At 72.0% G+C, this 23,396-nt stretch carries 19 protein-coding genes; 11 read left to right on the forward strand and 8 right to left on the reverse strand.

Annotated elements, in window-relative coordinates; genetic code table 11:
• Positions 1-10: 10 nt before the first annotated feature.
• The 3 genes from ACFP3V_RS16185 to ACFP3V_RS16195 form a co-directional block, all read right to left on the reverse strand.
• On the reverse strand, positions 11-406 hold the full coding sequence (locus tag ACFP3V_RS16185) for a VOC family protein (RefSeq protein WP_380583914.1): 396 nt from the start codon (positions 404-406) through the stop codon (positions 11-13).
• A gap of 592 nt (positions 407-998) precedes the next feature.
• Positions 999-1,553 (reverse strand): dihydrofolate reductase family protein, encoded by a 555-nt coding sequence (locus ACFP3V_RS16190; RefSeq protein WP_380583916.1) that lies wholly within the window; start codon positions 1,551-1,553, stop codon positions 999-1,001.
• Between the two features lie 94 nt (positions 1,554-1,647).
• A complete protein-coding gene (locus ACFP3V_RS16195; RefSeq protein WP_380583918.1) occupies positions 1,648-2,367 on the reverse strand; it encodes a helix-turn-helix domain-containing protein in 720 nt (239 codons plus the stop codon).
• Positions 2,368-2,808: 441 nt separating this feature from the next.
• On the opposite strand from ACFP3V_RS16195, the gene ACFP3V_RS16200 reads away from it, so the two are divergent.
• A complete protein-coding gene (locus tag ACFP3V_RS16200; RefSeq protein ID WP_380583920.1) occupies positions 2,809-3,360 on the forward strand; it encodes a Uma2 family endonuclease in 552 nt (183 codons plus the stop codon).
• Positions 3,361-3,720: 360 nt separating this feature from the next.
• On the opposite strand, the gene ACFP3V_RS16205 is transcribed toward ACFP3V_RS16200, so the two are convergent.
• On the reverse strand, positions 3,721-4,236 hold the full coding sequence (locus ACFP3V_RS16205; protein ID WP_380583922.1) for a GbsR/MarR family transcriptional regulator: 516 nt from the start codon (positions 4,234-4,236) through the stop codon (positions 3,721-3,723).
• Positions 4,237-4,310: 74 nt separating this feature from the next.
• Here ACFP3V_RS16205 and ACFP3V_RS16210 point away from each other — a divergent pair, with 74 nt between their 5' ends.
• The 5 genes from ACFP3V_RS16210 to ACFP3V_RS16230 all read left to right on the forward strand — a co-directional run bounded on the left by ACFP3V_RS16210 (position 4,311) and on the right by ACFP3V_RS16230 (position 10,472).
• Positions 4,311-5,207: an ABC transporter ATP-binding protein gene (locus tag ACFP3V_RS16210; RefSeq protein WP_380583924.1), complete on the forward strand. Its 897-nt coding sequence runs from the start codon at positions 4,311-4,313 to the stop codon at positions 5,205-5,207.
• A complete protein-coding gene (locus ACFP3V_RS16215; protein WP_380583925.1) occupies positions 5,204-6,811 on the forward strand; it encodes an ABC transporter permease in 1,608 nt (535 codons plus the stop codon). Before ACFP3V_RS16210 ends, ACFP3V_RS16215 begins: the two co-directional genes overlap by 4 nt.
• A 225-nt stretch (positions 6,812-7,036) precedes the next feature.
• The gene (locus ACFP3V_RS16220) at positions 7,037-8,623 is read left to right on the forward strand and encodes a circularly permuted type 2 ATP-grasp protein (protein WP_380583927.1); all 1,587 of its coding nucleotides are present in this window, start codon (positions 7,037-7,039) and stop codon (positions 8,621-8,623) included.
• A gap of 14 nt (positions 8,624-8,637) precedes the next feature.
• A complete protein-coding gene (locus ACFP3V_RS16225) occupies positions 8,638-9,624 on the forward strand; it encodes an alpha-E domain-containing protein (RefSeq protein ID WP_380583992.1) in 987 nt (328 codons plus the stop codon).
• Between the two features lie 5 nt (positions 9,625-9,629).
• Positions 9,630-10,472 carry a transglutaminase family protein gene (locus ACFP3V_RS16230; protein ID WP_380583929.1) on the forward strand — a complete coding sequence of 281 codons (843 nt, stop codon included), beginning with the start codon at positions 9,630-9,632 and terminating at the stop codon, positions 10,470-10,472.
• Between the two features lie 174 nt (positions 10,473-10,646).
• On the opposite strand, the gene ACFP3V_RS16235 is transcribed toward ACFP3V_RS16230, so the two are convergent.
• Entirely contained in the window at positions 10,647-11,696 is a 1,050-nt protein-coding gene (locus tag ACFP3V_RS16235) for an LCP family protein (RefSeq protein ID WP_380583931.1), read from the reverse strand.
• Positions 11,697-11,921: 225 nt separating this feature from the next.
• Here ACFP3V_RS16235 and ACFP3V_RS16240 point away from each other — a divergent pair, with 225 nt between their 5' ends.
• The 5 genes from ACFP3V_RS16240 (at position 11,922) to ACFP3V_RS16260 (ending at position 20,658) form a co-directional block, all read left to right on the forward strand.
• On the forward strand, positions 11,922-13,730 hold the full coding sequence (locus tag ACFP3V_RS16240) for a stealth family protein (RefSeq protein WP_380583933.1): 1,809 nt from the start codon (positions 11,922-11,924) through the stop codon (positions 13,728-13,730).
• Positions 13,727-14,632 carry a hypothetical protein gene (locus tag ACFP3V_RS16245; RefSeq protein ID WP_380583935.1) on the forward strand — a complete coding sequence of 302 codons (906 nt, stop codon included), beginning with the start codon at positions 13,727-13,729 and terminating at the stop codon, positions 14,630-14,632. Before ACFP3V_RS16240 ends, ACFP3V_RS16245 begins: the two co-directional genes overlap by 4 nt.
• A gap of 4 nt (positions 14,633-14,636) precedes the next feature.
• Positions 14,637-17,504 (forward strand): stealth conserved region 3 domain-containing protein, encoded by a 2,868-nt coding sequence (locus ACFP3V_RS16250; protein WP_380583937.1) that lies wholly within the window; start codon positions 14,637-14,639, stop codon positions 17,502-17,504.
• A gap of 97 nt (positions 17,505-17,601) precedes the next feature.
• A complete protein-coding gene (locus ACFP3V_RS16255; protein WP_380583939.1) occupies positions 17,602-19,563 on the forward strand; it encodes a PIG-L family deacetylase in 1,962 nt (653 codons plus the stop codon).
• A gap of 777 nt (positions 19,564-20,340) precedes the next feature.
• A complete protein-coding gene (locus tag ACFP3V_RS16260; protein ID WP_380583941.1) occupies positions 20,341-20,658 on the forward strand; it encodes a hypothetical protein in 318 nt (105 codons plus the stop codon).
• 163 nt (positions 20,659-20,821) lie between these two features.
• Here the strand turns inward: ACFP3V_RS16260 and ACFP3V_RS16265 are convergent, their stop codons facing one another.
• The 3 genes from ACFP3V_RS16265 to ACFP3V_RS16275 form a co-directional block, all read right to left on the reverse strand.
• Entirely contained in the window at positions 20,822-21,814 is a 993-nt protein-coding gene (locus ACFP3V_RS16265; RefSeq protein ID WP_380583943.1) for a C40 family peptidase, read from the reverse strand.
• Positions 21,815-21,932: 118 nt separating this feature from the next.
• Entirely contained in the window at positions 21,933-22,346 is a 414-nt protein-coding gene (locus ACFP3V_RS16270) for a peptidoglycan-binding domain-containing protein (protein WP_380583945.1), read from the reverse strand.
• 237 nt (positions 22,347-22,583) lie between these two features.
• Entirely contained in the window at positions 22,584-23,348 is a 765-nt protein-coding gene (locus tag ACFP3V_RS16275) for an AfsR/SARP family transcriptional regulator (protein WP_380583947.1), read from the reverse strand.
• Positions 23,349-23,396: the final 48 nt, after the last annotated feature.

Consider the following 23,396-nt stretch of genomic DNA (forward strand, 5'->3'; position numbering starts at 1 on the left):
CCCAGTGGCGTCAGCCCGACTGCCGGGCACGCTCCGCAGCACTGCGCTCGACGCAGAACTCGTTGCCCTCCGGGTCGTGCATGACCGCCCAGCCGGTGCCGTCCGGGCGACGGCGATCGTCGACGAGTGTGGCGCCCAGCTCCAGCAGGCGCTCCACCTCCGCCTCCCGGGAACGGTCGACGGGCTGGAGGTCCAGGTGGATCCGGTTCTTGACGGACTTGCCCTCCGGCACGGCGATGAACAGCAGCGGAGTGCCGCCACTGTCCTTCGGCGGCAGCACCACGGCCTCCGGGTCACCGGGGCTGTCGTCGTCACCAAGCGGCCATCCGGTCACCTCCGACCAGAACCGCGCCAGGGTGTAGGGGTCCTTGCAGTCGAAAGTGACAGCGTGCACGACAGAACTCATGGCCGTGAACATACCCGCCAGAGAAGCCCGTTCACGCGGGAAACACTCCGCCGGACCTCGACGCCGCGGGGCCCGTGCCAGGTGCACCTGCACGCCTTCCCGGGTTCGGGAGGCTTCGGCTGTTGACGGCGGAGACGAGTCTCGTCCGGACGGCAACCTCAAGACGCGCCTGTCGCAACTCCAGTGGTGGGACGCTCAGTTGGGTGGATGGTGAGAACCCGGCCCTGTCCGATCGAGGACGGGGGCCGGGGTTCGCGCGGTCCGCACAACCGGCTGCGGTTCAGCCGGTACGGTGACTCTCTCTGGCGTTGGTCCAGGTGCTGCTGGTCCGGAAATCCGCAGCGCGGACCACCACGGATTCATCGAACCCGCCGGGGAGCAGGGACATGTGTCATTCCTCTGGGTACGGGATTGAAGGCGGGCAACGTCAGACGTCGAACCAAGGTGCCTCCGCGGACACCAGGGCCGCCGTGACGTGCCTGCCGAGGCGGTCGGCCGGGTGCCGCCGCTGCACAGCAGTCGCCGGTCTGACGAACGCTCGCCGTAGGCGGGTTGCTACGCGTCCTTGGCCCCGGCCCGGGTCGAGCCGTGATCAGCGCGTCGGACGGTAGGTTGCGATGATCACCCCGCTGCTGGTCGGCTGAGCGCTGACCAGCTCCAGCTTCTTCAGAGCGGCGTCATCGGCGAACAGCTTCCTGCGGCCTCCGCCGGCCACCACCGGGTGGATCAGCAGGACCAGTTCGTCCAGCAGGTCCTGCTCCAGAAGCGAACGCACCAGCGTGGGACTGCCCGCGACGGTGATGTCCTTCCCCTCTTGGGCCTTGAGGTCTTCCAGCGCGGCCCTCAGGTCGCCCTTGACGAGCGTGCTGTTCGCCCAGTCGTCCACGCTCTCCAGCGTGGAGGAGACGACGTACTTGGGCGAGTCGTTGATCCACTTGGCGAAGCCGGCGTCCTCGCCGTCGGTCACCGTGGGCCAGTACCCGGCCCACTCGGTGAAGGTCACCCGACCCAGCAGAATCGTGTCGGCCTCCTCCAGCGCCTTTCCCAGGGCCGCGCCCATCTCCTCGTCGAACGCGAACTGCCACTCGTTCGGCGCCTGGGCGACACCGTCGAGCGAAACGAACAGACCCGAAACGACCTTGCGCATGCATCCTCCTGACGAGTGCGGGGGCCGTCTGCCCAGGTCCGGCCGAAGCGCACTCCGGTCCGGGCGGGCCACCCCGTCGGCTACGTCAGGAAGACTATGCGGGCGCCGGCGAGGAGGGCTTGTACAGAAGCGACAGCGGCTCCGCCCGGTCCGGAGTGCTCAGTTGAGTGGCGGTCCGGCCGATGAACCGGGTCAAGGACCGCGCCAGGTGCGGCTGGTCGAAGTAGCCCAGCCGGTGCACGACTTCCAGTGCCGGCACCCCCTCCTGGATCAACACCGCCGCCTCGCGGGCACGGTGGATCTGCCGGATCGCCCCCTGGGTGAGGCCCGTGGCCGCGACGAAACGCCGCTGGAGCGTCCGCTCGGAGACGTCGGGGGTCGCGCCCGCAAGCACCGCGGGCACGATCGGGTCGCAGTCGACAATCCCCTCACGCACCATGCGCCGCACGAACGCCTCCGCATTGTCGTAATCGGGCACGTGCCAGGCCGAACCCTTGAGCCACACGGAGTGGCGGGACACGTCGGGAATCTCCGCGCTGCCACCCACGAGCCGGCTGATCGGCACATGAGGCATCGAGGTGCCGAGGGCGAAGCTGATCCCGAAGAAGGTGGCGTCCCTGGGAACGGGAGCCAGGCAGGCCCTGGGTTCCGGTCCCAGCACGGCCGCCTGCACGTTGCCTTCGTGCTCCCAGAACACGAGCTCCCAATGCGACGCGGCGACCGACACCATCCGGCCGACCTCGACACTGCGGCTGCGCCACACCCTCTCGACGTAGGGCAACTCCGACGGCCGACTCTCGATCTCCAACCCCACCCGGATCCCCCCGCTACCGCCGACCGAGCCGCCCATGTGTCACGTCGCACGCACGGCCGACCTTTCGTCCCCAACCCGCAGGGGCTTCACCCTGCCAGGCCCGACGCCCGCTCAGACTACGCCCACGGCTGGCAGGGGATTGTGCCTGCCGTAACTACCGCCGTTGGGGCAACCGGCTACTTCGCTGCCGCGGAAGCCTCGAACCACTCCAGGCTGCACAGTCGGGCGGCCGCTTCAACCTCGGCCACTGATCAACCTCGGACTCATCCGCACCCGCGGCACCTGGCAACTCATTGCAGCCACCCCATAGCCCCCCAGGGCCGCTGGGCCCCACTCCTGACGCCCCAAAGATCTCCATGGGCTGACGTAATGCCGCGGCCAGGACAGCGAGGGGTGGCCTGCCCCAGTACGCTGGGCCTGCCGCCCCCAGGAGGAGCCCCGTTGAGCATCGACCCGAAGCACCTTCAGATGATCGAAGAGGTCCGCCGCCGGATTCCCTCGGACTGGAAAGTTGAATTCTCCGGCGACACGATCGTCATGCAGGCGTCGCCCACCGATATTCATCAGCGCAACCTCGCCATCATCCAGCGCCAATTCGAGCGCCATGCACCAGTCGGCTACCTGTTCTCCAACAATACCGACCTGTACTCCCCAGAGGTTGCAAAGTTGCGCAACCCCGACCTCACCTACTTGCCCGACGAGGCCATGACGACGGGAAAGAACACCACCCCGGCGGATCTTGCACTGATCGCCGTCGAGGTCGTCTCTCCTTCCAATCCCGAGAACGACTGGGCGGGAAAGCTGAGAGATTACCCCATCATGGGCATTCCGCTGTACCTGATCGTAGACGCCCAGCAAAAAACGGTGACACTCTTCCAGGAGATTGACGCAGGGCGGTACCGCATGCGTGAGGATGCAGACTTTGGGCAGGCGATCCACGTACCCGCCCCCTTCAATTTCACCCTCGATACCTCAGGACTTCTTCCATATTAAGAGGCATTCCGACGGGGAGGGCGCGCTCCGAAACCAGCGTCCGCTTCCGGGCATGCGCAGAATTTGCGCTGTCAGCTTTTCCGCGGAGTGGACTGGCGGCGGAGCTGCCCGGGCTCCCAGGAACCGGCGGAACGTGCTTCCTCGGGCGAGGGCCCAACGCCCGGATTCCGCAGTGGCTGCCCCCTGGGCGCGCCCGCCGGCAGGAGCGGGCACCCCGCGGCGCAGGTGCCGATCCACGACGAGGCCGTCGGCAAGGTGCCCTCAGTGGTACGCGCTGTCGAGGAGTCCGATGTGGCGTCGGTCGACATGTCGACCACTTCGGGACTGAAGCCCCGGCCACGGCCGCGACCTGACGCCCGGTCAGTCTCCGTGGGCTGCGGCTCTTTCGGCGTTCCAGCGTTCCAGCAGCAGCGGCATCTCGCGGCGGAGGAAGGCGAAGAGCTCCTGGGAGGCGCGTAGCCGACTGCCGGCCGGGGAGTCGGGGCCGAGCAGGGCGACACCTTCCGCGAGGGCGGACTCCCAGCGGGCGAGCACGTGGTCGCGGTTGGTCAGCGCCTCCTGCCAGACGTCGTCAAGGACGCGATAGCGGTCCCGGCGCGTGCCGGGCTCGCGCTCACGGGTGACCAGGCCGACCTGGACCAGGTAACGGACCGCCCCGGAGACGGCCGCTGGACTGATCTCCAGCTGCTTGGCGAGCTGTGCCGACGTGAGTCGGCCCGAGTCGGTGGCGAGGAGGGCGACGAAGACGCGCGAGGGCATGCGCGGGATGCCGCTCTCGGTGAGGACGGTCGCGAAGCGCTCGACGAAGTCCCGCATCGCGGCCGGGTCGGGCACGTCGCGCTCGGTGGCCGGGGGCTGCAAGGGATTGGTCGCCATGGGGCGAGGATAGCTCGATGGACAGACGATTCGTAACATTCACAAAATTGTGAAACCAGAGTAGCGTCACCCCCATGACAACGGCGCTCTCCGTTACCGGCCTGGTCAAGAGCTTCGGCCGGACCCGTGCCCTCGACGGGCTGGACCTCGCGGTCGAGCAGGGGGAGGTCCACGGCTTCCTCGGTCCCAACGGCGCGGGCAAGTCCACCACCATCCGCGTCCTGCTCGGCCTGATCCGCGCCGACGGCGGCGAGGCCCGGCTGCTCGGCGGCGACCCCTGGCGGAACGCGGTCGCCCTGCACCGCCGACTGAGTTACGTCCCGGGCGATGTGACGCTGTGGCGGAACCTGACGGGCGGTGAGGCGATCGACCTGCTGGCCGGGCTCCGCGGCGGGGCGGACCCGGCGCGCAAGAGGGAACTGCTGGAGCGCTTCGAGCTGGACCCGACCAAGAAGGGCAACGCCTACTCCAAGGGCAACCGGCAGAAGGTCGCCCTCGTGGCCGCGTTCGCCGCCGACACCGAGCTGCTGATCCTGGACGAGCCCACCTCCGGCCTCGACCCGCTGATGGAGGAGGTCTTCCGCGGCTGCGTCACAGAGGCCAGGGCGGCGGGCCGCACGGTGCTGCTGTCCAGCCACATCCTGTCGGAGGTCGAGGCACTGTGCGACCGGGTGAGCATCATCCGGGCCGGGCGGACCGTGGAGACCGGCACGCTCTCCGAGCTGCGGCATCTGACCCGGACCTCGGTGGAGGCGGAACTGACGGCGGCCGCCGACGGGTTGGCCGCACTGCCAGGGCTGCACGACGTGGAGGTGACCGGGAACCGGCTGCGCTGCCAGGTGGACGGCGAGCATCTGGAGGCACTGGTGCGGGCCCTGGCCGACGCCGGCGTCCGCTCGCTGACCAGCAGGCCGCCCACGCTCGAGGAGCTGTTCCTGCGCCACTACCAGACCGAGGCGGTCGGCGCATGACCACCCTCACCGCCGGGCTGTCCCCGCTGCTGCGGCTCGCCCTGCGCCGGGACCGGATCATGCTCCCGGTCTGGCTCTACGCCCTCATCGCGACCGTGGCCGGCACGGCCTTCTCGATCCGGAAGCTCTACCCGGACCAGGCGTCCCGCGACCGGTTGGCGGCGAGCATCAACGGCAACCCCTCGCTGCGCGCCCTCTACGGGCCGCTCTACGACACGCACTCGCTCGGCGCGGTCGTCGCCTGGCGGGCGCTGCCCTACGGCGGACTGATGATCGGGCTGCTCTGCCTGCTGCTGGTGACCCGGCACACCCGGGCCGAGGAGGAGGCGGGGCGACTGGAGCTGCTCGGCGCGGGAGCCGTCGGACGCGGCACCGCTCTCAGCGCCGCCCTCACGACCGCCGCCGTCTCCTGTGCCACGGTCGGCGCGGTCGCAACCGTCGTCCTCCTGACGCTCGGTGAGGCCGCGTCAGGTTCGCTGGCCCTCGGCCTCGCGTACGCCGCAACCGGCCTGCTGTTCGCCGGAGTGGCCGCACTGGCGGCCCAGGTGGCCCGGACCGGGCGGGCGGCCAACGGACTGGGCGGGGCGCTGCTGGGGCTGGCCTTCCTGCTGCGCACCGTCGGCGACGCGGCCGGTCCGCACGGCGCCGGGCACTGGCTGGTGTGGCTCTCCCCGATCGGCTGGGCCGAACAGGTCCAGCCCTTCGCGGCCGACCGCTGGTGGGTGCTGCTGCTCCAACTGGTCGTCGCCGCCGCGGAGATGACGGGAGCGTACGCGCTGCTGCTGCGGCGTGACCACGGGGCCGGCCTGCTTCCCGACCGGCCGGGTCCCGCGGACGCTCCGTCCTCGCTCCGCGGTGCCGCCGGGCTGGCCTGGCGGCTCCAGCGGGCCGGCCTGTGGGGCTGGACCGCTGCGCTGCTCGTCTCCGGTCTGGTGCTCGGCGCGATCACCGACGGGGTGCGACAACTCGTGGACGACAGCGCCCAGGTCGCGCAGATGATGGAGCGCATGGGCGGCACCACCGGGGTTGTCGACTCCTATCTGTCCACCTGCATGACCTTCCTGGCGATGGCCTCGGCCGCCTACGCCGTCCAGAGCACCCTGCGGCTGCGCGGCGAGGAGACCGGGGGGCGGGCCGAACCGCTGCTCGCCGGGGCGGTCGGCCGACTGTCCTGGGCGGCCGGTCTTCTCGCCTATCCGCTCGCCGGCTCGGCCGCGCTGCTGCTCGCGGGCGGACTCGGGGCGGGCCTGGGCACGGGTGCGGTCCTCGGCGACGCCGGCACCTGGACCGGCAGGCTCCTGGGCGCGGCTCTGGTCCAAGTGCCCGCCGTCTGGCTGTTCGCGGGATTCGGCACGGCGTTGTTCGGACTGCTGCCGCGGTGGACGACAGCCGCCTGGGGCGTGCTGGGTGTGGCCCTGCTGATCGCCTACCTCGGGCCCGTGGTCGACGCCGGGCAGTGGCTGCTGGACCTCACCCCGTTCACCCACGTGCCGCGGCTGCCGGGCGGGGAGCTGCGGACGGCGCCGCTGGTGTGGCTGGTGCTGCTGTCGGCGGCGCTGCTGGGAGCTGGTCTCGCCGGCCTGCGACGGCGGGATGTGGGGTGAGGCGGAGGGGAGTTGAGCGGTCCCCCAGTCACACAGGGCCGTAGGCCGCGGACAGCCTTCCAGGGCCACCTCGACCGCGCGGGCACTCGACGCCCCCGTTCCTGGCGAGCCGTCAGCTCACGCGGGCGACCAGGATCCCCGAAAGAGTCGAGCTGAGGGGCGGTTGTGCGCATTCGGTAAGGCAGCTGACATTCCGTCGAAACGGACGGGCCATAACTTCGCTGAATGGCGGACATTTTCGACTCGTACACGCCGGCGGACGCGTGGGACGAGATGTTCGAGAGCCCTGGCGCCGTGCGCCCGGCCTACGCGGCCGTGTTCGCGGCGCTCCAGCCGCTCGACGCAGGGGACCTGCGCTTCCGCACCGACCAGATGGCCCGGGCCTTCACCGACCGGGGCGTGACCTACTCCTACGGCGGGGAGGAGCGGCCGTTCCCGCTGGACCTGGTGCCGCGCGTGCTGGAGGCCGTCGAGTGGGACGGCCTGGTGCGGGGCGTGAGGCAGCGGGTACTGGCCCTGGAGGCCTTCCTCGCCGACGCCTACGGGCGGCAGCGCGTCCTCGCCGACGGTGTGGTGCCCTACCGGCTGCTGTACTCCTCTCCGCACTTCCACCGGGCGGCGCACGGCATCGAGCCGCCCGGCGGGGTGCGCATCCACGTCGCGGGCATCGACCTGGTCCGGGACGAGGCGGGGCGGTTCCGCGTGCTGGAGGACAACGTCCGGGTGCCGTCCGGGGTCTCCTACGTCATCGAGAACCGACGGGTGATGACCCGGACCTTCCCCTCCCTCTTCGCCGACCAGCCGGTGCGGCCGGTCGACGAGTACCCGCAGCGGCTGCTCGCCGCGCTGCGGGCCTGCGCGCCGGACGGGGTGGACGAGCCGGTCGTGGTGGTGCTCACCCCTGGCGTCCACAACGCCGCGTACTTCGAACACGCGCTGCTGGCCCGGCTGATGGGCGTGCAGCTGGTCGAGGGACGTGACCTGGTCTGCGTGAACAACCGGGTGCGGATGCGCACTACCCGGGGCGAGCAGCCGGTGCACGTGGTGTACCGGCGGCTCGACGACGACTTCCTGGACCCGCTGCACTTCCGGCCCGACTCGGTCATCGGCGTCCCGGGCATCCTCGGCGCCGCGCACGCGGGCAACGTCACCCTGGCCAACGCCGTCGGCAACGGCATCGCGGACGACAAGCTGCTCTACACCTACGTCCCTGACCTGATCCGCTACTACCTGGCGGAGGAGCCGCTGCTGCCCAACGTCGAGACGATCCGGCCGGAGGAGCCCGGACGGCTGGAGGAGGTGCTGGACCAGCTGGACCGGCTGGTGCTCAAGCCGGTGGACGGAGCCGGGGGCAAGGGCATCGTCATCGGGCCCAAGGCGGAGCGGCCACGCCTGGCGGCCCTGGCCAAGGAGGTGGCCGCCGACCCGCGCGGCTGGATCGCGCAGCGGCCGGTGGCGCTGTCCACCTCGCCCACCCTCTCCCGCAGCTCGGACGGTCGCGACGTGCTGGCGCCCCGCCACATCGACCTGCGCCCCTTCGCGGTCCACGACGGCAGGGACGTCTGGCTGCTGCCCGGCGGGCTGACCCGGGTGGCGCTCGGCGAGGGCAACCTCATCGTCAACTCCAGCCAGGGCGGCGGCTCGAAGGACACCTGGGTACTTCCGGGACCGCGGGTGCCCACCCTGGAGGAAACGATTCAGCAGGCGGCGCCGCAGCCGGATGTCCCGGTCGCCGTACAGGACGTGAGCCCCCGTCAGCTCGGCCCGGGCAGCCAGGCCGTCCGCACCCAGGAGGAGGCGCAGCAGCAGTGACCGTCGCCGACACCATGCTCTCCCGCATCGCCGAGTCGCTGTTCTGGCTCGGCCGCTACGTCGAGCGGGCGGACGACACCGCGCGCATCCTCGACGCCTACCTGCACCGGCTGCTGGAGGACCCCTGGAGCGACGAGGACGCCGCCTGCCGTTCGCTGCACGCGATCCTCGGCGTCGTCGTCGGGCCGGACCAGCCCTGCTCGATGGACTCGGTGCTGGCCCGGCTGGCCTTCGACGCCGTCAGCCCCGGCTCCATCGAGGGCGCCCTCGCGGCGGCCCGGCAGAACGCGCTGACGGCCCGTGAGGTCGTCTCCACCGAGATGTGGGAGACCCTCAACTCCACCTGGCACCAGCTCGGCGAGCAGCGCGCCGCCGCCCGCCGCACCGGGCCGGGCGCCTACCTGGGGCTGGTCCGGCGCCGGGCCGCGCTCTTCTTCGGGCTGGCCGACTCCACCATGAACCGCGACGACGGCTGGCGCTTCGTCGTCCTGGGCCGCAGCCTCGAAAGGGTCGACATGACCGCCCGACTGCTCGCCGTCCGGGTGCTGGCCGCGCTGCACGCGCCGGACTGGCCCACCCTGCTCGGCGCGAGCGGTGCGGACGAGGCCTTCCGCCGCGCCCACGGCGCGGGCGGCGACCCGGCGGAGGCGGCGGCGTTCCTGCTGCTGGACCGGGGCTTCCCGCGGTCGGTGCTGCACGCGCTGACGACGGCGGAGGAGTGCCTGGCCGAGCTGGGCGGGGCCGCCGGCGGCGCCCCGGCCTTCCAGCGTCCGGAGCCCGCCCGGCTGGCCGTGGGCCGGATGCGCACCCGGCTCGAGTACCTGGACGCCCGCGAACTGGACCGGCTTCCGGCGCTGCTGCGCGGGCTGCAACTCGCCTGCGGCGAGGCCACCCGGGCGGTGGCCGAGCGCTACTTCCCCTACGACGGCCCGGTGGAGTGGTCGTTGCAGTTCGCCCAGGGCGAGTACGGACCGGCGGAGACGAGCGAGGCGGGAGCGTGAGCACGATGGGCAGCAGACTGCGGATCAGGCACGTGACGCGGGTCGGCTACGCGGCCCCCGCCAGTTCCTCCTACAACGAGCTGCGGATGACCCCGCCCACGCTGCCGACGCAGACCGTGCTGGACGCCAGGGTGACCGTCAAACCGCATGCCCCGGTGTGGAGTTACTGGGACTACTGGGGCACCCAGGTGTCGGTGTTCGACCTGCCGGAGCAGCACACCGTGCTGGAGGTCGAGGCCGGCAGCCTGGTCGAGACGGCGCCGCCCGCGCCGCTGGCGGCACCGCCGAGCCGGGAGCTGATCGCCGCGGAGGCGGCGGACTCCCGGCTGACCGAGTACCTGAGCCCCACCCCGCGCACCACCGTCCCCGACCGGCTGGCCGCGCTGGCCCGGCAGACCACCGCGGGGCTGGACGCGCACGAGGCGGCCGCCGCGGTCGTCGACCTGGTCCGCGGGCGGGTCACCTACACCCCCGGAAGCACCGGCGTGCACAGCGGCGCCCTGGACGTCTGGGAGCAGGGGGCCGGAGTGTGCCAGGACTTCGCCCACCTGACCGCCGCGCTGCTTCGGGCGTCCGGCCTTCCGGCCCGGTACGTCTCCGGCTATCTGCATCCGCAGTCCGAGGCGGAACGCGGCCGCCCGGTGGAGGGGCAGTCGCATGCCTGGGTCGAGTACTGGGCCGGGGAGTGGGTGGGCCAGGACCCCACCAACGGCACCCGGCCCGGTGAGTCGCACGTGGTCGTCGCCCGGGGGCGGGAGTACGGGGACGTGCCCCCGCACAAGGGCGTCTACCACGGCCCACCGGGGGAACAGCCGTTCGTCCGGGTCGAGTTCACGCGCCTGTCCTGAGCCTGCGTCGCGCTCCGCGAGCTTTCGGACGTCGGCCGTCGGTCCCGTCGGTCGTCGTGGCGTGACCGTCGGGCCCGGCCGGTGCGGCTCCGAACCGGAGCGGGGATCCGAGCGCGGCGGAAGCCCGCCGACGGCCGGGAGGAGGCGCCTGCGGGCCGCCCCTCCCGGCCGTGATCAGACCGTGCCGTGCGCGGGCGAGTGCTTGACCGCCTCCGGAATCGGGGCGTCCGTGCGCAGCGCCTGCCAGAGCTCGTCGTCCAGCTTCCGGACGGGGACGACGCGGTTGGGGTTCTTGACGTCGTAGGCGACCGGGAGCTGGACGGTCTGCAGATGGGCGGAGTTGAGGCCCTGCATGCTCTTGGCGAAGTCGAGCAGGCTGGTGAGCGAGCCGAGGTCGGAGTCGGTGGTGATCGCCTTGGTGGCGGCGTCGCCGATCCGGTACAGCTTGACCGGATCGCTGAGCGACTTCTGCTTCTGGATCTGCGAGAGGACGGAGATCAGGAACTTCTGCTGCAGCTGGATCCGGCCGAGGTCGCTGCCGTCGCCCACGCTGTAGCGGGTCCGGACGAAGGCCAGGGACTGAGTGCCGTTCAACTTGCTGGTGCCGGCCGGGATGTCGAGGCCGGAGTGCTTGTCGTCGATGGCCTTGTCGACGGTGATGTCCACGCCGCCCATGGCGTCGACGAGGCTCTTGAAGCCGCTGAAGTCGATCTCGACGTAGTGGTCGATCCGGATGTCGGTCATCTTCTCGATGGTCTTCACCACACAGGGCGGACCGCCGGTGCTGAACACCGAGTTGAACATGACCAGGTGGGCCGCGGCCACGTGCCGACCCGTCTCCGAGGTGCAGGACGGGCGGTCGACCAGGGTGTCGCGGGGAATGCTGACGACGGTCGCCCTCTTGCGGCCGGCCGGGATGTGGACCAGCATCGCGGTGTCCGAGCGGGCGCCGATGTACTCGTGGTCGTTGATCACGTCGCCGTTGAGGCCGGAGCGCGAGTCGGAGCCGAGCAGCAGGATGTCCTGTGCGCCGGTGGGGAGTTGGGCCGGTCGGTCGTTGCCGAGGGCCTTCTTGATGTCGACCGTCCTGATGTTGCCGTCGAGGTGTGAGTAGGCCCACACCCCGAGGCCGCCGCCCACCACGACGACGCCGAGCGCACCCCAGGCGATGCCTCTGCGTATCTTCTGTCCCCTGGTGCGCGTTTTGCCCTGGCCTGTTGCCATTCGAGCTGCTCCTCCTGACGTGAACTTCTTGGCCGCCTCTCACCCGAGGTGGCTCGTTTGTGTGCGACTCCTGGCCGCACAGGGCATCTCAGCTGCTGATTTGCAGCTTGCAACGGCCGAAGGGATGTGTACGCTAATGCCCTCGTACGATGTTCACCAAATCTTCAACTGACATTGGTGGCATGTACACCTGCGGCATTCACATGGAGAACGGAGGGGGACCTGGTGAGCGGGCGCGTCAACCCCGAAGCCACTTCGGTCGTCTCCGTCTACCGCAAGGTGCTGCCCGTGGCGGTCCGTCGGGGCATCGCGGGCCGGGTGCCCGTCGAACTCCGCAGCACCGTCAAGGACTCGGCGGCCGTGGTGTCAAGTGCGCGCGCCAGAGCCATGGTTCGGCTGTCCGGAGGCAGCCGTAGGGCCAAGGGCAGGCACAGCGCGGCCGCGGTCCGGCGCACCCTCTGGTACCAGGGGCGAGTGGTCCGCGCCGAGCGCGGCGAGGCGCCGGTGGCCTGGGAGGTGCGCGCCCGCGCCTTCGACCGCGTCGTCGACGCCCTGGAAACGGCCCGCGTGACGCACTTCGCCGTCCGTTCCGGCCGCAGCTCGACGCCCGTACTGGCGGTGCCCGCGGACGAGCGGCCCGCCGCCGAGTCGGCGCTGCGCGCCGCACTCGCATCCGGCGCCGGCCACGTCGGGCCCGCCACGACCCAGGGCCACGACATGGTCCCCGGCGGCGCCCAGGCGAGTTGGCGGCGCCTGCGCGGCCACTCCGCGGTCCGGGTCGCCTGGTACGTCTGCGACCCCAGCGAGCAGTTGGTGCACGGCCCCGAGGCCGGCGTCGAAATCGAGTTCTGGTCCGAGGAGGACGGCGAACTGGTGGCGCCGCGCCCCAACCGCGTGATCACCCGCGTCCCGAGCGGAACCGGACTGGTCACCGTGGGCCGCCCGCTGTTCACCTCCGCCCGGACCCCGGGGGACGGCGGCGGCGTCGCCACTCTGCCCGAGTTCGCCGGCTGGCTGCCCGAGGACCACCCCTTCCCCGTCGACGTCGTCTACACCTGGGTGGACGACAGCGACCCGGTGTGGCGGGCCGCGCGGGACCGGGCCCGCGGTCAAGGCGGGGGGCGCCTGCACGAACAGGCCGCCAACGACTCCCGGTTCACCAGCCACGACGAACTGCGCTACTCGCTGCGCTCGATCCACCAGTACGCGCCCTGGGTACGCCGTATCCACCTGGTGACCGCCGGCCAGCGTCCGGTCTGGCTCAACACCGACCACCCGGACATCCGGGTGGTCGACCACCGTGAGATCTTCTCCGACCCCGACGCGCTCCCGACGTTCAACTCGCACGCCATCGAAAGCCAGCTGCACCACATCGACGGGCTCGCCGAGCACTTCCTCTACCTCAACGACGACGTGCTCTTCGGCCGCCTGGTCTCCCCCGACCTGTTCTTCCACTCGAACGGGCTGACCAAGTTCTTCCCGTCCAACGCCCTGATCCCGCACGGCCGTCCGGCGGCCGAGGACCTGCCCGTCAACGCGGCGGGCAAGAACACCCGTGGGCTGATCGCCCAGCACTTCGGCACGGTGGTCTCGCAGAAGATGAAGCACACCCCGCACGCGCTGCGCCGCAGCGTGCTCGCCGAGATCGAGCAGGTCTACGCCGACGACCACCGCCGCACGCAGTTCTCCCGCTTCCGTTCGCCCGGCGACCTGTCCGTGACGTCCTCGCTGCACCATTACTACGCGTACCACACGGCCCGCGCCACCATCGGCCGGATCCGCTACGACTACGTCGACCTGTCCGACCGGGCCGCCCAGCGCCGGATGAACCGCATCCTGGCCGCCCGTTCGCTGGACACCTTCTGCATCAACGACACCGTCGTCACCGAGGACCGCGGCCGCCGCGGCGAGGCGCTGCGGCAGTTCCTGGGCGCCTACTTCCCGGTGCCCAGCCCCTACGAACTCCCCGGCGGCGGCGCGCCCGTGGAGCCGACGGCTCTGGTCCGCGACCACGAGTGGAGCGTGACGGCATGAACGCCGCCCGTCTGCGCGGAAGGCTGCTGACCTGGCGCGCCGCAGTCCGCGACCGCTGGCTGGTGCCACGGCGGACCCGGCATGGTGCGGTGGTCAGCTACGCCGCCGTGCTCGACGGACACACCCTCAACCTGTGCGTGCTGCTGCCGGCGGAAACCCCGGGCGACGCGGCCGAAGTGACGTTTCGTCAGGGCCGGCGGCGCCTGCACGCTCCCGCCCGGATCCGGCGCACCGCCGACGGCCGCCTCCAGGCCGAGGCCGCCGTGCTGCTCGGCGCCGGACTGGGTGGGCTGCCCGTGGACGCGGGACGCTGGAAGGCCGGCCTGCTGCTGGGCGGCAGCCGACGGCTGCCGCTGGTGCTGCCCGAGCCCACCGGGCCCCAGCACGGTCTCACCCGGCAGCAGGCGGGGTCCGTGATGACGGGCCTGCGCCACCGCATCGGACGCACCACCTTCGGCACCCTGCGGCTTCACGTCTCGCCACTGCGCCCCAGCGCCGAGGTGGTCCAGGTGCATCTCGACCTCAGCGGCGTCCAGGTGGACTTCCGGGTCGTCGGCGACACCGCGGCCGAGGGCGAGGTGGAGTTCGTCGCCCGGGGGCGCACCCTGCGGATCCGGCCGCAGCGCCTCGGGGATCGCCTGCTGCGCGTGGCCGCGCCGCTGACGGCGATGACGCCGGCGCGCCGGCGACCCGAGCACTGGGACGTCGTGTTCTGCGCCGCCGACGGACGCCGGCTGCGACTCGGCCACCGGCTGCACGACCTGCACGACCCGGCACGCGTCCGGACACAGGCGCGGACCGCGGTGGCCGCGCCGGGCGCGGCGCCCCTGGTCGTCGAGCCCCGCTACACGCCCGCAGCCAACTTCCGCATCACCTGCAGTCGAATGACCGAGACCCCCTGAGAACATGAAGATCACCTTTTTGCTCGTCGCGGCCGACGACGCGAGCGCGGAGAGCCGCCGGGCACTGCGGCAGGCCGCCGAGCTGGACGGCAGCCACGAGGTCTCGGTCCTGAGCGTGCTCCGCACGGCCCGCAAGGCCCCGGCGACTCCGGTCCCGGTCCGCTTCCTGGTGGACGCCACCGGGCCGACGCCGCGTCCGGAGCGGGACGCGCCCGACCCGCGGGGCGCCTGGGCCGAGCTCGCCTCGCGCGCCAGCCGCCAGGTGCAGCGGGACTGGGAGCCCCGGCTGAACCGGCTGACCGACCTGGAACTGGAGCGGGCGCTCCGAAGGCTCGAGACCGACGTGCTCGTCATCGGCAGCCCCGCGCTGCTGGCCGTGGCCCAACAGGCCGCTCCGCCACAGGTGTGGACGGTGCATCAGGAGCACCGGGCGCCGGAATGCCGCCCGCAGCCCGAGGTGGAGCCGCTGCTCCGCCACGCGGCCGGAGCGGACGCGCTGGTGGTGGCCGCGGAAGCGGACCGCCAGTGGCTCCTCGAGTCGCTGGGGGCCGCGGCACCCGAGATCGCCGTCGTGCCGGCCACCCCTCCCGCCGGCTACCGACCCGCCTCGACCCTGCAGACCCGCCTGGTGCTGCTCGTCGCGGACCTGGTGGCGGAGGCACAGGTCGACCAGGCGCTCACCGCCTGGGCCGCGCTGGCCGGGGAGTTCCCCGACTGGGCGCTGCGCGTGGCCGGCGACGGCCCGCCGCGCCGGACCCTGCGCGCGCGGGCCGAACAGCTGGGACTGGGCTATCAGGTCCAGTTCCTCGGCGCTGCCGAGGAGTTGAGCACCGAGTGGGCGAAGGCCAGCGTGGCCCTGTCCACGGCCGCCGAGGACGTGGACGGCGCGGCGCTGCTGGACGCCCAGGCCGCGGGTGTCCCCGTGATCGCCTACGCCGCCCCGCACGCCCCACAGGAGATCGTGTCGGACGGCCACGACGGTCTGCTGCTGCCCCAGGACGACGTCGCGGGTCTGACGGCGGCGCTGCGCCTGCTCATGGGCGACGCCGAACTGCGACGCGCGATGGGCGCGGCCGCCCGGGAGGCCGCCGACCGCAGGGCCGCCACCGAGCCGCCGGTCGGGCGTTGGCAGAAGCTCTTCGACCGCCTCGCCGCCACCGCCGCGGCCGGTACCAGGGAGGAGGCGCGCCTCGACCGACTGGCCGCCCACGAGCTGGCCGCCGTCCTGGACGGACCGGTCGCCGCGGAGCCGGCAGCGCCGACCAGACTGCGCAAGGGACGCCAGCAGGCCCTGGAGGCGGAGATCCTCAAACGCCATCCGCACCTGGTCAGCCAGGGCGGCCAGTTGTGCCGTCCCCTGGAGTGGCGCTCACCGTTCGACCAGGTGCAGGCCAACCTCACTCTCGTGGCGAACGCCCTCGACGCCGCGGACATCCCCTATGCGGTGGTCCGCGACAGCCTGGTGCGCCACACCGTCGCGGTGCACCGCGACTTCCGGAGCCAGGTCCTGAAGGCGCTGGCCGGAGCCCACGCCCGCGAACCCGTGTACGTCGCCCTGCTCGACCAGGCCCAGAAGCCCGTGGTGACCGGACTCGCCGGTGCCGCCACGGAGTTGGAGCCCATGGCCGGCTCCGCCCTGCGCGTCTACCAGAACGCCGTGTCCCCCTCGCGGACCCTGCGCCTCGGCCAGGTCTACGGCTGCACCGTCGCCTTCTGGGACGACGACCCGGAAGGCGCCCCCTTCTTCCACTCGCCCACGCGCACCGCGATCGGCACCAAGGTCCCCCAACGCGCCATGGAACAGAGCAGGTTGACCCTTGGCGGCCGCGACTACCCGACCGGTGCGCTGTTCACCCGCCCGCTCTGGGGGGACGTGGAGTTCCCCATCGACGTCGTCTACACCTGGGTCGACGGCTCGGACCTTGCCTGGGCGGAGCGCAAGCAGGCGGCGCTCGCCGAACTCGGGGTCGTCACCGAGGACGCGGCCACCAGCGCGGCCCGCTTCCGCAACCGCGACGAGCTGCGCTACTCACTGCGCTCCCTGGACATGTACGCACCCTGGGTGCGCACCATCCACCTGGTGACCGACCGTCAGGTGCCGTCCTGGCTGGACACCTCGCATCCGCGGATCCGCGTCGTGGACCACACCGACATCTTCGGCTCAGCAGGCCGGCTGCCCACCTACAACTCCCATGCCATCGAGAGCCGACTGCACCACATCGAGGGCCTGGCGGAGCACTTCCTGTACTTCAACGACGACGTCTTCGTGGGCCGCCCGGTACGTCCTGAGCTGTTCTTCGAGGGCAACGGGCAGGCCCGGTTCTTCATGTCGTCCAACCATGTGCCGATGATCGCCCCGCACGAGGCCACCGAGTACAGCATGGCCGGCGCCCTCAACAACCGGGCCCTGATCGCCGCCGCCTTCGGGCAGACGCCCGTCCGCTCCTTCGTCCACGCGCCGCACCCGCTGCGGCGTAGCGTGCTGGCGGAGCTGGAGCAGCGGTTCCCCGAGGAGTTCGCGGCGACCGCGTCGCACCAGCTGCGCAGCCTCGGCGACATCTCGGTGGCCTCCTCGCTGCACCACTACTACGGCTACTACACCCACCGCAGCGTCGCGGGAAGGATCAACGCGGGCTTCGTGAACGTGGGCCTCGCCGAGCAGCGGCCCAAACTGGCCCGGATCCTGGCCGCGCGGCCGCACGACACCTTCTGCCTGAACGACTTCCCGGACGGCGACGTGCCGGAGGACGAGCAGGACTCGGTCCTCCGCGCCTTCCTGCCCAGCTACTTCCCGGTCGCCTCGCAGTTCGAGACAGGCTCCGACCGCAACCGCCGCCACCACTCCGGCTACCTGCCTCAGTGGCCCCTGTGAGCCGGGATCCGAAACCGCCGACCAGGACCACCAGGATCGACCAGGACCATCGGGACCACCACGGCCGACCAGTTCCGACCAGAGAGAAGGGCTCGCAGTGACCGAGGGAGCACGGGTGCTGCAGATCGTCGCACACCCCGACGACGACCTGTTCTTCATGAACCCGGCGACGGTCCACGGCCTGCGCGCCGGCACGCCGAGCGCCACGGTGTACCTCAGCGCCGGCGACGCCGACGGCCGCAACCCGATGCGCCTCCAGGAGGGCCTGGCCGTCGCGGACAAGGCCGCCTACACCAAGGCCCGGCAGAACGGCCTGCGCGCCGCCTACGGGGCGATGGCGCTCGGCAACCCCCGGGCCCCCTGGCGATCGGCCGTCCTCCCGACGAGCGGCGGATACGCGGAGGTCTACACCCTGCAGGACCGGCCGGACGTCTCCCTGGTCTTCCTGAACATCCGCCAGCACGCCGAGGAGCCCGGCCCCCGTCGGCAGTTGCAGCGGCTCTGGGCGGGCGAGATCGAGTCGGCCGTGACCATCGCGCCCGCCGGCGGCCTGGTCGACGCCGAGTACGCGTACACCAGGGACGGGCTGCTGGACACCCTGCGGCAGCTGCTCGGCCTCTTCGCGCCGACCCTGGTGCGCACCCTCGACCCCGACCCCGACCGCCTGGTCCACGACCCCGAACGCTTCCCGCAGCACCGGGACTTCGGCGACCTGTCGGACCATCACGACCACACCGCGGCGGGCCTGTTCGCCTGGGCGGCCCTCGACGGCTACCAGGGACCGCAAGCCACGGGCCGGTTCTCGGTCGAAAGCTTCCGCGGCTACGCCAACGAGCGCTGGCCGCACGGGCTCAGCCCGCAGGCGGTGTCGCAGAAGGAGTTCTACCTCAACCTCTACGGCGGCGCGGAGGCCTGGGACACGGGTGACCCGGCCGGCTCGGGGGACTACCACATCGCCTTCAACACCCGCGGCACCGGCTGGCTGCAGAGCACCACCCCCCGTTATCCCGCGGCCACCCGGTGGCTCGGTCAGGACCCGAAGGGTCGGCTGACGGCCTTCGCCGTCGTCGGACAGCAGGCCAACGCGTGGATGCAGGCCGAACCGGGCGGGGACGAGTGGACCGGGCCCTTCCCGATGGGCGGCGGCCCCCTCGCGCCCGGCATCGCCCCGGTACTGAGCTCCGACGGCCGCTGGCTGCTTTTCGCCCTGCGCCTGACCGAGCTGACGCAGGACGGTCCGCAGGGCCGGGAGCTCGTGCTGCTCGAGCAGTCCGAGCCGGAGATGCCCTTCCACCCGTGGCGGACGCTGGGCAATCCGTCGGCGGGCGGCGAACGCTCCCGCCACCTGGGCGGACCCACTGCCGTTCGCGACGGTCTCGGCCGGATCCACGTCTTCGTGCGCAACGCCGGCCAGGGCGTCAGCGCCCGGATCCTCGACCCGGGCACCGGCTGGTCCGACTGGCTCGACCTCAAGGGCTCCGAACTCCAGGAGGGACTCGCCGCTCTGACCTCCCACGACGGGCGGGTCGAGGTGTTCGCCGCCAACCGCGGGGCGGTGCACCACTGGGGACAGTCGGAGATCAGGCAGCCGCTCAGCCGCGGCCCGAGGTTCAAGCTGACCGTGCCCGGCGCGCCACCCGGGGGGGCGCTGCAGCCCGACGGCCGGGTGATGGTGGCGTACCGGCGCCCCGGGTCCATCAGGATCATGGTGGCGGAGGAGGACGCGCCCGGCGGCCGCTGGGGCCAGCCCGCCCAGCCGGCCGGCGGGCGAGGCGGCTTCGGCCCGGTGGTGGCGGCACCCGGCCCCTCCGCGGCCCACGGCACCCTGCTGGTCACCCGCAGCGACCTTGGCGGCGTCGCCTACCGCTTCTGGCCGCAGGAAACCCCTTGGTCCGAACTCCCGGTCCCGGACGGCGCCTTCGCGCACACCCCGGCAGCCGCCTACGACGCCCACGGACGGGCCGTCGTGGCGGTGATCGGCCTCGACGGACGGTTGCACGTGGCCCGGCAGGAGACGCCGGGCCACGGCCCCTTCACCCCGTGGCGGGCGGTGGGCTGACGCGCGGTCGGCCGCTCCGGCGGACGGCTCCACGCTGCCGTCCGGTGCCTCCGCGCAGGCGCCAGGCCCCGGGCAACCGGCCCGCACGGGCGGCGAGGCACGGACCGACCCCGAACCGATCCGCTCGCACGGGGAACCTGCCGCCTCGACCCCGACGACAGGCTCGGCGACGCGAACGACCCGATCAGCGACGCATCCTGACGACATGTCGATTCGGCCGCGCCCAGCGGAGTGCGGCGCGTTCGCGGCGTTGGACGGCAACGGGTCCGCCGATCCGCCCGGTCCGGGTCTCACCCCGCCGGGAGCCGGCCTCCACCCGCCCCGGCCACCCCTGGTGCCGCCGTGAGGCTGAGGTGATTTCGTCCTCGTTCGGGGCAGGTGGGGCTCGTGGTGCCGGAAGCAGCGGCCCGCAGAGAGGAGCTCACGCCGTCATGAGTACCGCCCAGCGCAACGACGTCCCGCTCGGACAGCCCGTGCGGCAGCCTGCCGCGCCAGAGCCCGTCAGGCCGCCGACCACCCCGGATCCCCCGGCCCCGCCCGGCACCCAAGTCCCGCCTCCCGAGCCGGACCCCACTCCCCCGCCGGCCGAACCCACGCCGACCGACCCCCACGAGCAGCCAGGCCCTCCCGAACCGCCCGACTGAGCGGAGGGCCGCGCCGTCCCGCTCCCCTACCTGCAGGGCCCCGGAAGTGGATCGAGTTTCCCGGCATGAGATGCGGGAGTGCGGGCAGACGGCAGCGGACACCGGCAACCAACCCTCAGCAGGAGACCGTTCCATGGCCCGTGAGGTCGAATCCACGCACCACCCCCGCGCGCGGACGCTCGCACGCGTCGCCCGCGTCCGCGCCGACCGTGCCTGGGTCGTCCTGCCGGCCTGGCGCGCCGGCGCGATCCTGGTCCTCGCCCCCGTGGGCGAGTTGGAGAAGCTGCTCGGCCGGCACGGACGCGACCTCCTGGGCGCCGAGCTGACCGTCGAGGTCAACCTCGGCGCGCTGCTGGACTCGGAACTGCGCCCCGCCCACTGGGCCACCGCGGAGCCGGCACCGACCACGCCTCCCGCCCCCGCGGACCTCCCCGCGCTCGTCGGAGTCTGAGCCCGGCAGGACGACTGAAGGCTCGACGCGGACAGACCGCGACCGGGAAGACTCCGGTCGCGGTCCCTTTCTGCTGCGGCACGCAGCACTCTGCCGTACCCGCTTGCGCCTCCCGGCGGGCCGGCGGCCGGCGGTGCCCGAGTGGCCTGGAACGGGGGCGGTGTCAGTCGCCGACCAGCGTCTGCCACGTCTGCGGGCCGATCTGGCCGTCGACCTGGAGTCCGTGCGCGGACTGGAACGCCCGCACCGCGCTGTCGGTGGCGGGTCCGAACTGGCCGTCGACGGTCAGGCCGTAGCCATACTTGTCCAGTTCGAGCTGGGCGGCCGTGACGGCGTCGCCGGTGGAGCCCTGCTGGATCTGGACGATCAGCGAGCTCCACGTCTGCGGGCCGATCTGGCCGTCGACGCTCAGGCCGTGCGAGGACTGGTAGGCCTTGGCAGCGGCCAGGGTGTTGGCGCCGAACTGGCCGTCGGTGGTGAGGGAGGCGCCGTGGTCGTCCAGCAGGTACTGCGCGGCCTCGACATTGGTGCCGGTGTCACCCTCCACCAGGTTCGGCCACGGCGGCACGCCGGCGCTGGTGCCGGACTCGTTGTCGTACCGGTAGGGCTGGTACAGGGAGGCCGCGGGTCCGCTGGTGTTCGGCCAGTACGGGTAGGGGATGGTGGGGTGGTGGACGCCTGCGCCGCCGGAGTTCTCCCAGGCGTAGTACTGGCTGTGGGCGCTGTTCGCCCAGCCGTCGAAGATCAGCACGTGACCGGCGTTGCCGCCGGTGTTCGGCCCGAGCACGCCGATGATGTCGCCGGGCTGAAGGTCGGCCTTGCTGATGGAGTGGACCACCGACGGCAGGGAGATCGTGGTCAGGCTGCTGGCCAGGTGCAGCGCCATCGACACGTAGCCCGAGCAGTCGGTGCGGTAGGCGATGTCGCCCCCGGGGCCGTACTTGTAGGTCGTCGTGCTGTACGGCGTGCCGTTCCAGGAAGCCGCCCGGGACAGGATCTCCGAGGCCGAAATGCTGCCGTTCACGGACGAGTTGGCGGTGACGGCCGCCGCGGACGCGGCGGTGGTCGGGGCGGCGTTGGCGAGGGTGGGCGTCGCGGCAACCAGCGCAACCGCGGCGGCCGCGACGGCCAGGACCGAACGTCTCTTGAGAGACATCAACTGTTCCTTGTCTGCAGAGGTGACTGCTGCTTCCGGGCAGGGCGAAGCGCCCCGCCGAGCGGTGGTGCGGGCCTTGGGTGGAGCGGGGTGATGGGGAGCGGGTCGTGGGCCGGGTTCAGCAGTAGCCGGGCTGGCTGACCCAGTAGTTGAGCGCGGACCAGGTGTTCGGCCCGATGATGCCGTCGGGGTCCGTCGCGCCCATGCAGTGGATCTGGAAGTTCTTCGTCGCGGCCTCGGTGTTGGAGCCGAAGTCGCCGTCCACGGTGAGCCCCTGGTACGAGCCGTTGCCGTAGTTGGTGGAGTGACCCTTCGCGTAGGCCCAGTTGAGCTCGCACTGGGCCTGCTTCACCGCTATGCCCTGGCTGCCGACGGTGATCTCCGGCTGGGAGTTGGTGTAGTTGCACAGGGACGAGCTCGCGGCCTGCGCCGGCGCGCCGGCCGCCACGGTGAGGCCGCCGAAGGCGAGGACGCCGACGGCGGCGGCGGCGATCCGCCGGGCGAGCGGCCGGGTGAGAGAGCGGTTTGCCATGGTTGTTTCCCCTCGTGAAGGAGGACTGTCGGTGATTGCCTGTGCGGACCGCGATCCGCCGGTCCTGCAGCTGCCTCACGACCATGCCGGGCAGGCGTGGCAACGCCGTGCGACGGTTGTGGCAGGCGCGTGGCACGGGCCTCCCGGGAGACCCGGCGATGACGGCCTGCCGTGCCGGCCCGTGCGGGCTGTCGGGCGGTCCTGCGCTCAGTGGCGAGGCCGCGCGACAGGGGGAGGTCAGGCCGCGCGGTCGACGCCCGGGTCGGCGCCGGACAGGATGGCCTGATGCAGGCTCGCCATCTCCTGCCCCGGCTCGACGCCGAGTTCGTCGATCAGCGTGCGCCGTGCCGATCGGTAGACCGAGAGCGCCTCGACACGGCGCCCCGTCCGTGACAGGGCCACCATCAGCTGCGCGTGGAAGCGTTCGTGCAGGGGGTGAGCCGCCACGAGGTCCCGCAGCTGGGGCACCACCATCTGGTGGTGCCCCAGGCGCAGTTCCGCGTCGAACCGGAACTCCAGGACCTGCAGGCGCAGGCACTCCCAGCGCGGAACGACGCTCTCGCGCAGGACCTGGGAGGGCACGTCCAGGAGCGGCGTCGCGCGCCACAACGTCAGGGCTCGTTCCGCCGTTTCGGCCACCGCGCTCCAGGCACCGGCGTGAAACCGGTCGGCCGCTGCACGGCACAGCGCCTCGAAGCGGTGCCCGTCGAGAGCACCCTCGTCGAGCCCGAGCACGTACCCGGGAGGTTGGGCCCTCAGGCATGCCCCATCCTGTGCGGGCAGGCTGCGGCGCAGCCGCATCACATGGCTGCGCAGGGTCTGGGCGTAGCCGGCAGGCGGAGCGCCGTCCCAGACCGTTTCGGCGAGTCGGTCCACGCACACCGGTGTGTTGGCGTTCAGGAGCAAGGTGGCCAGCAGGGCCCGCTGACGCGGACCGGTGACCGGCCTCCATCCTCCGGCGAGGTCGGTGACTTCCAGTGGGCCAAGTAGCCTGAAGCGCACGGCAGTTCCCCCGTCTGTAGAAGCGCGGCCCCGGCGACCGTGCGGCGG

It is taken from the genome of Streptacidiphilus monticola, assembly GCF_042658505.1.
In the GTDB taxonomy this organism is placed as follows: Bacteria; Actinomycetota; Actinomycetes; order Streptomycetales; family Streptomycetaceae; genus Streptacidiphilus; species Streptacidiphilus monticola.

Bases quoted from the DNA above. Each gene is read 5' to 3' on its own strand.
- ACFP3V_RS16185 (WP_380583914.1), bottom strand. From the start codon at position 406: ATGAGTTCTGTCGTGCACGCTGTCACTTTCGACTGCAAGGACCCCTAC.
- ACFP3V_RS16190 (WP_380583916.1), bottom strand. From the start codon at position 1,553: ATGCGCAAGGTCGTTTCGGGTCTGTTCGTTTCGCTCGACGGTGTCGCC.
- ACFP3V_RS16205 (WP_380583922.1), bottom strand. From the start codon at position 4,236: ATGGCGACCAATCCCTTGCAGCCCCCGGCCACCGAGCGCGACGTGCCC.
- ACFP3V_RS16210 (WP_380583924.1), top strand. From the start codon at position 4,311: ATGACAACGGCGCTCTCCGTTACCGGCCTGGTCAAGAGCTTCGGCCGG.
- ACFP3V_RS16215 (WP_380583925.1), top strand. From the start codon at position 5,204: ATGACCACCCTCACCGCCGGGCTGTCCCCGCTGCTGCGGCTCGCCCTG.
- ACFP3V_RS16220 (WP_380583927.1), top strand. From the start codon at position 7,037: ATGGCGGACATTTTCGACTCGTACACGCCGGCGGACGCGTGGGACGAG.
- ACFP3V_RS16225 (WP_380583992.1), top strand. From the start codon at position 8,638: ATGCTCTCCCGCATCGCCGAGTCGCTGTTCTGGCTCGGCCGCTACGTC.
- ACFP3V_RS16230 (WP_380583929.1), top strand. From the start codon at position 9,630: ATGGGCAGCAGACTGCGGATCAGGCACGTGACGCGGGTCGGCTACGCG.
- ACFP3V_RS16235 (WP_380583931.1), bottom strand. From the start codon at position 11,696: ATGGCAACAGGCCAGGGCAAAACGCGCACCAGGGGACAGAAGATACGC.
- ACFP3V_RS16245 (WP_380583935.1), top strand. From the start codon at position 13,727: ATGAACGCCGCCCGTCTGCGCGGAAGGCTGCTGACCTGGCGCGCCGCA.
- ACFP3V_RS16250 (WP_380583937.1), top strand. From the start codon at position 14,637: ATGAAGATCACCTTTTTGCTCGTCGCGGCCGACGACGCGAGCGCGGAG.
- ACFP3V_RS16260 (WP_380583941.1), top strand. From the start codon at position 20,341: ATGGCCCGTGAGGTCGAATCCACGCACCACCCCCGCGCGCGGACGCTC.
- ACFP3V_RS16265 (WP_380583943.1), bottom strand. From the start codon at position 21,814: ATGTCTCTCAAGAGACGTTCGGTCCTGGCCGTCGCGGCCGCCGCGGTT.
- ACFP3V_RS16270 (WP_380583945.1), bottom strand. From the start codon at position 22,346: ATGGCAAACCGCTCTCTCACCCGGCCGCTCGCCCGGCGGATCGCCGCC.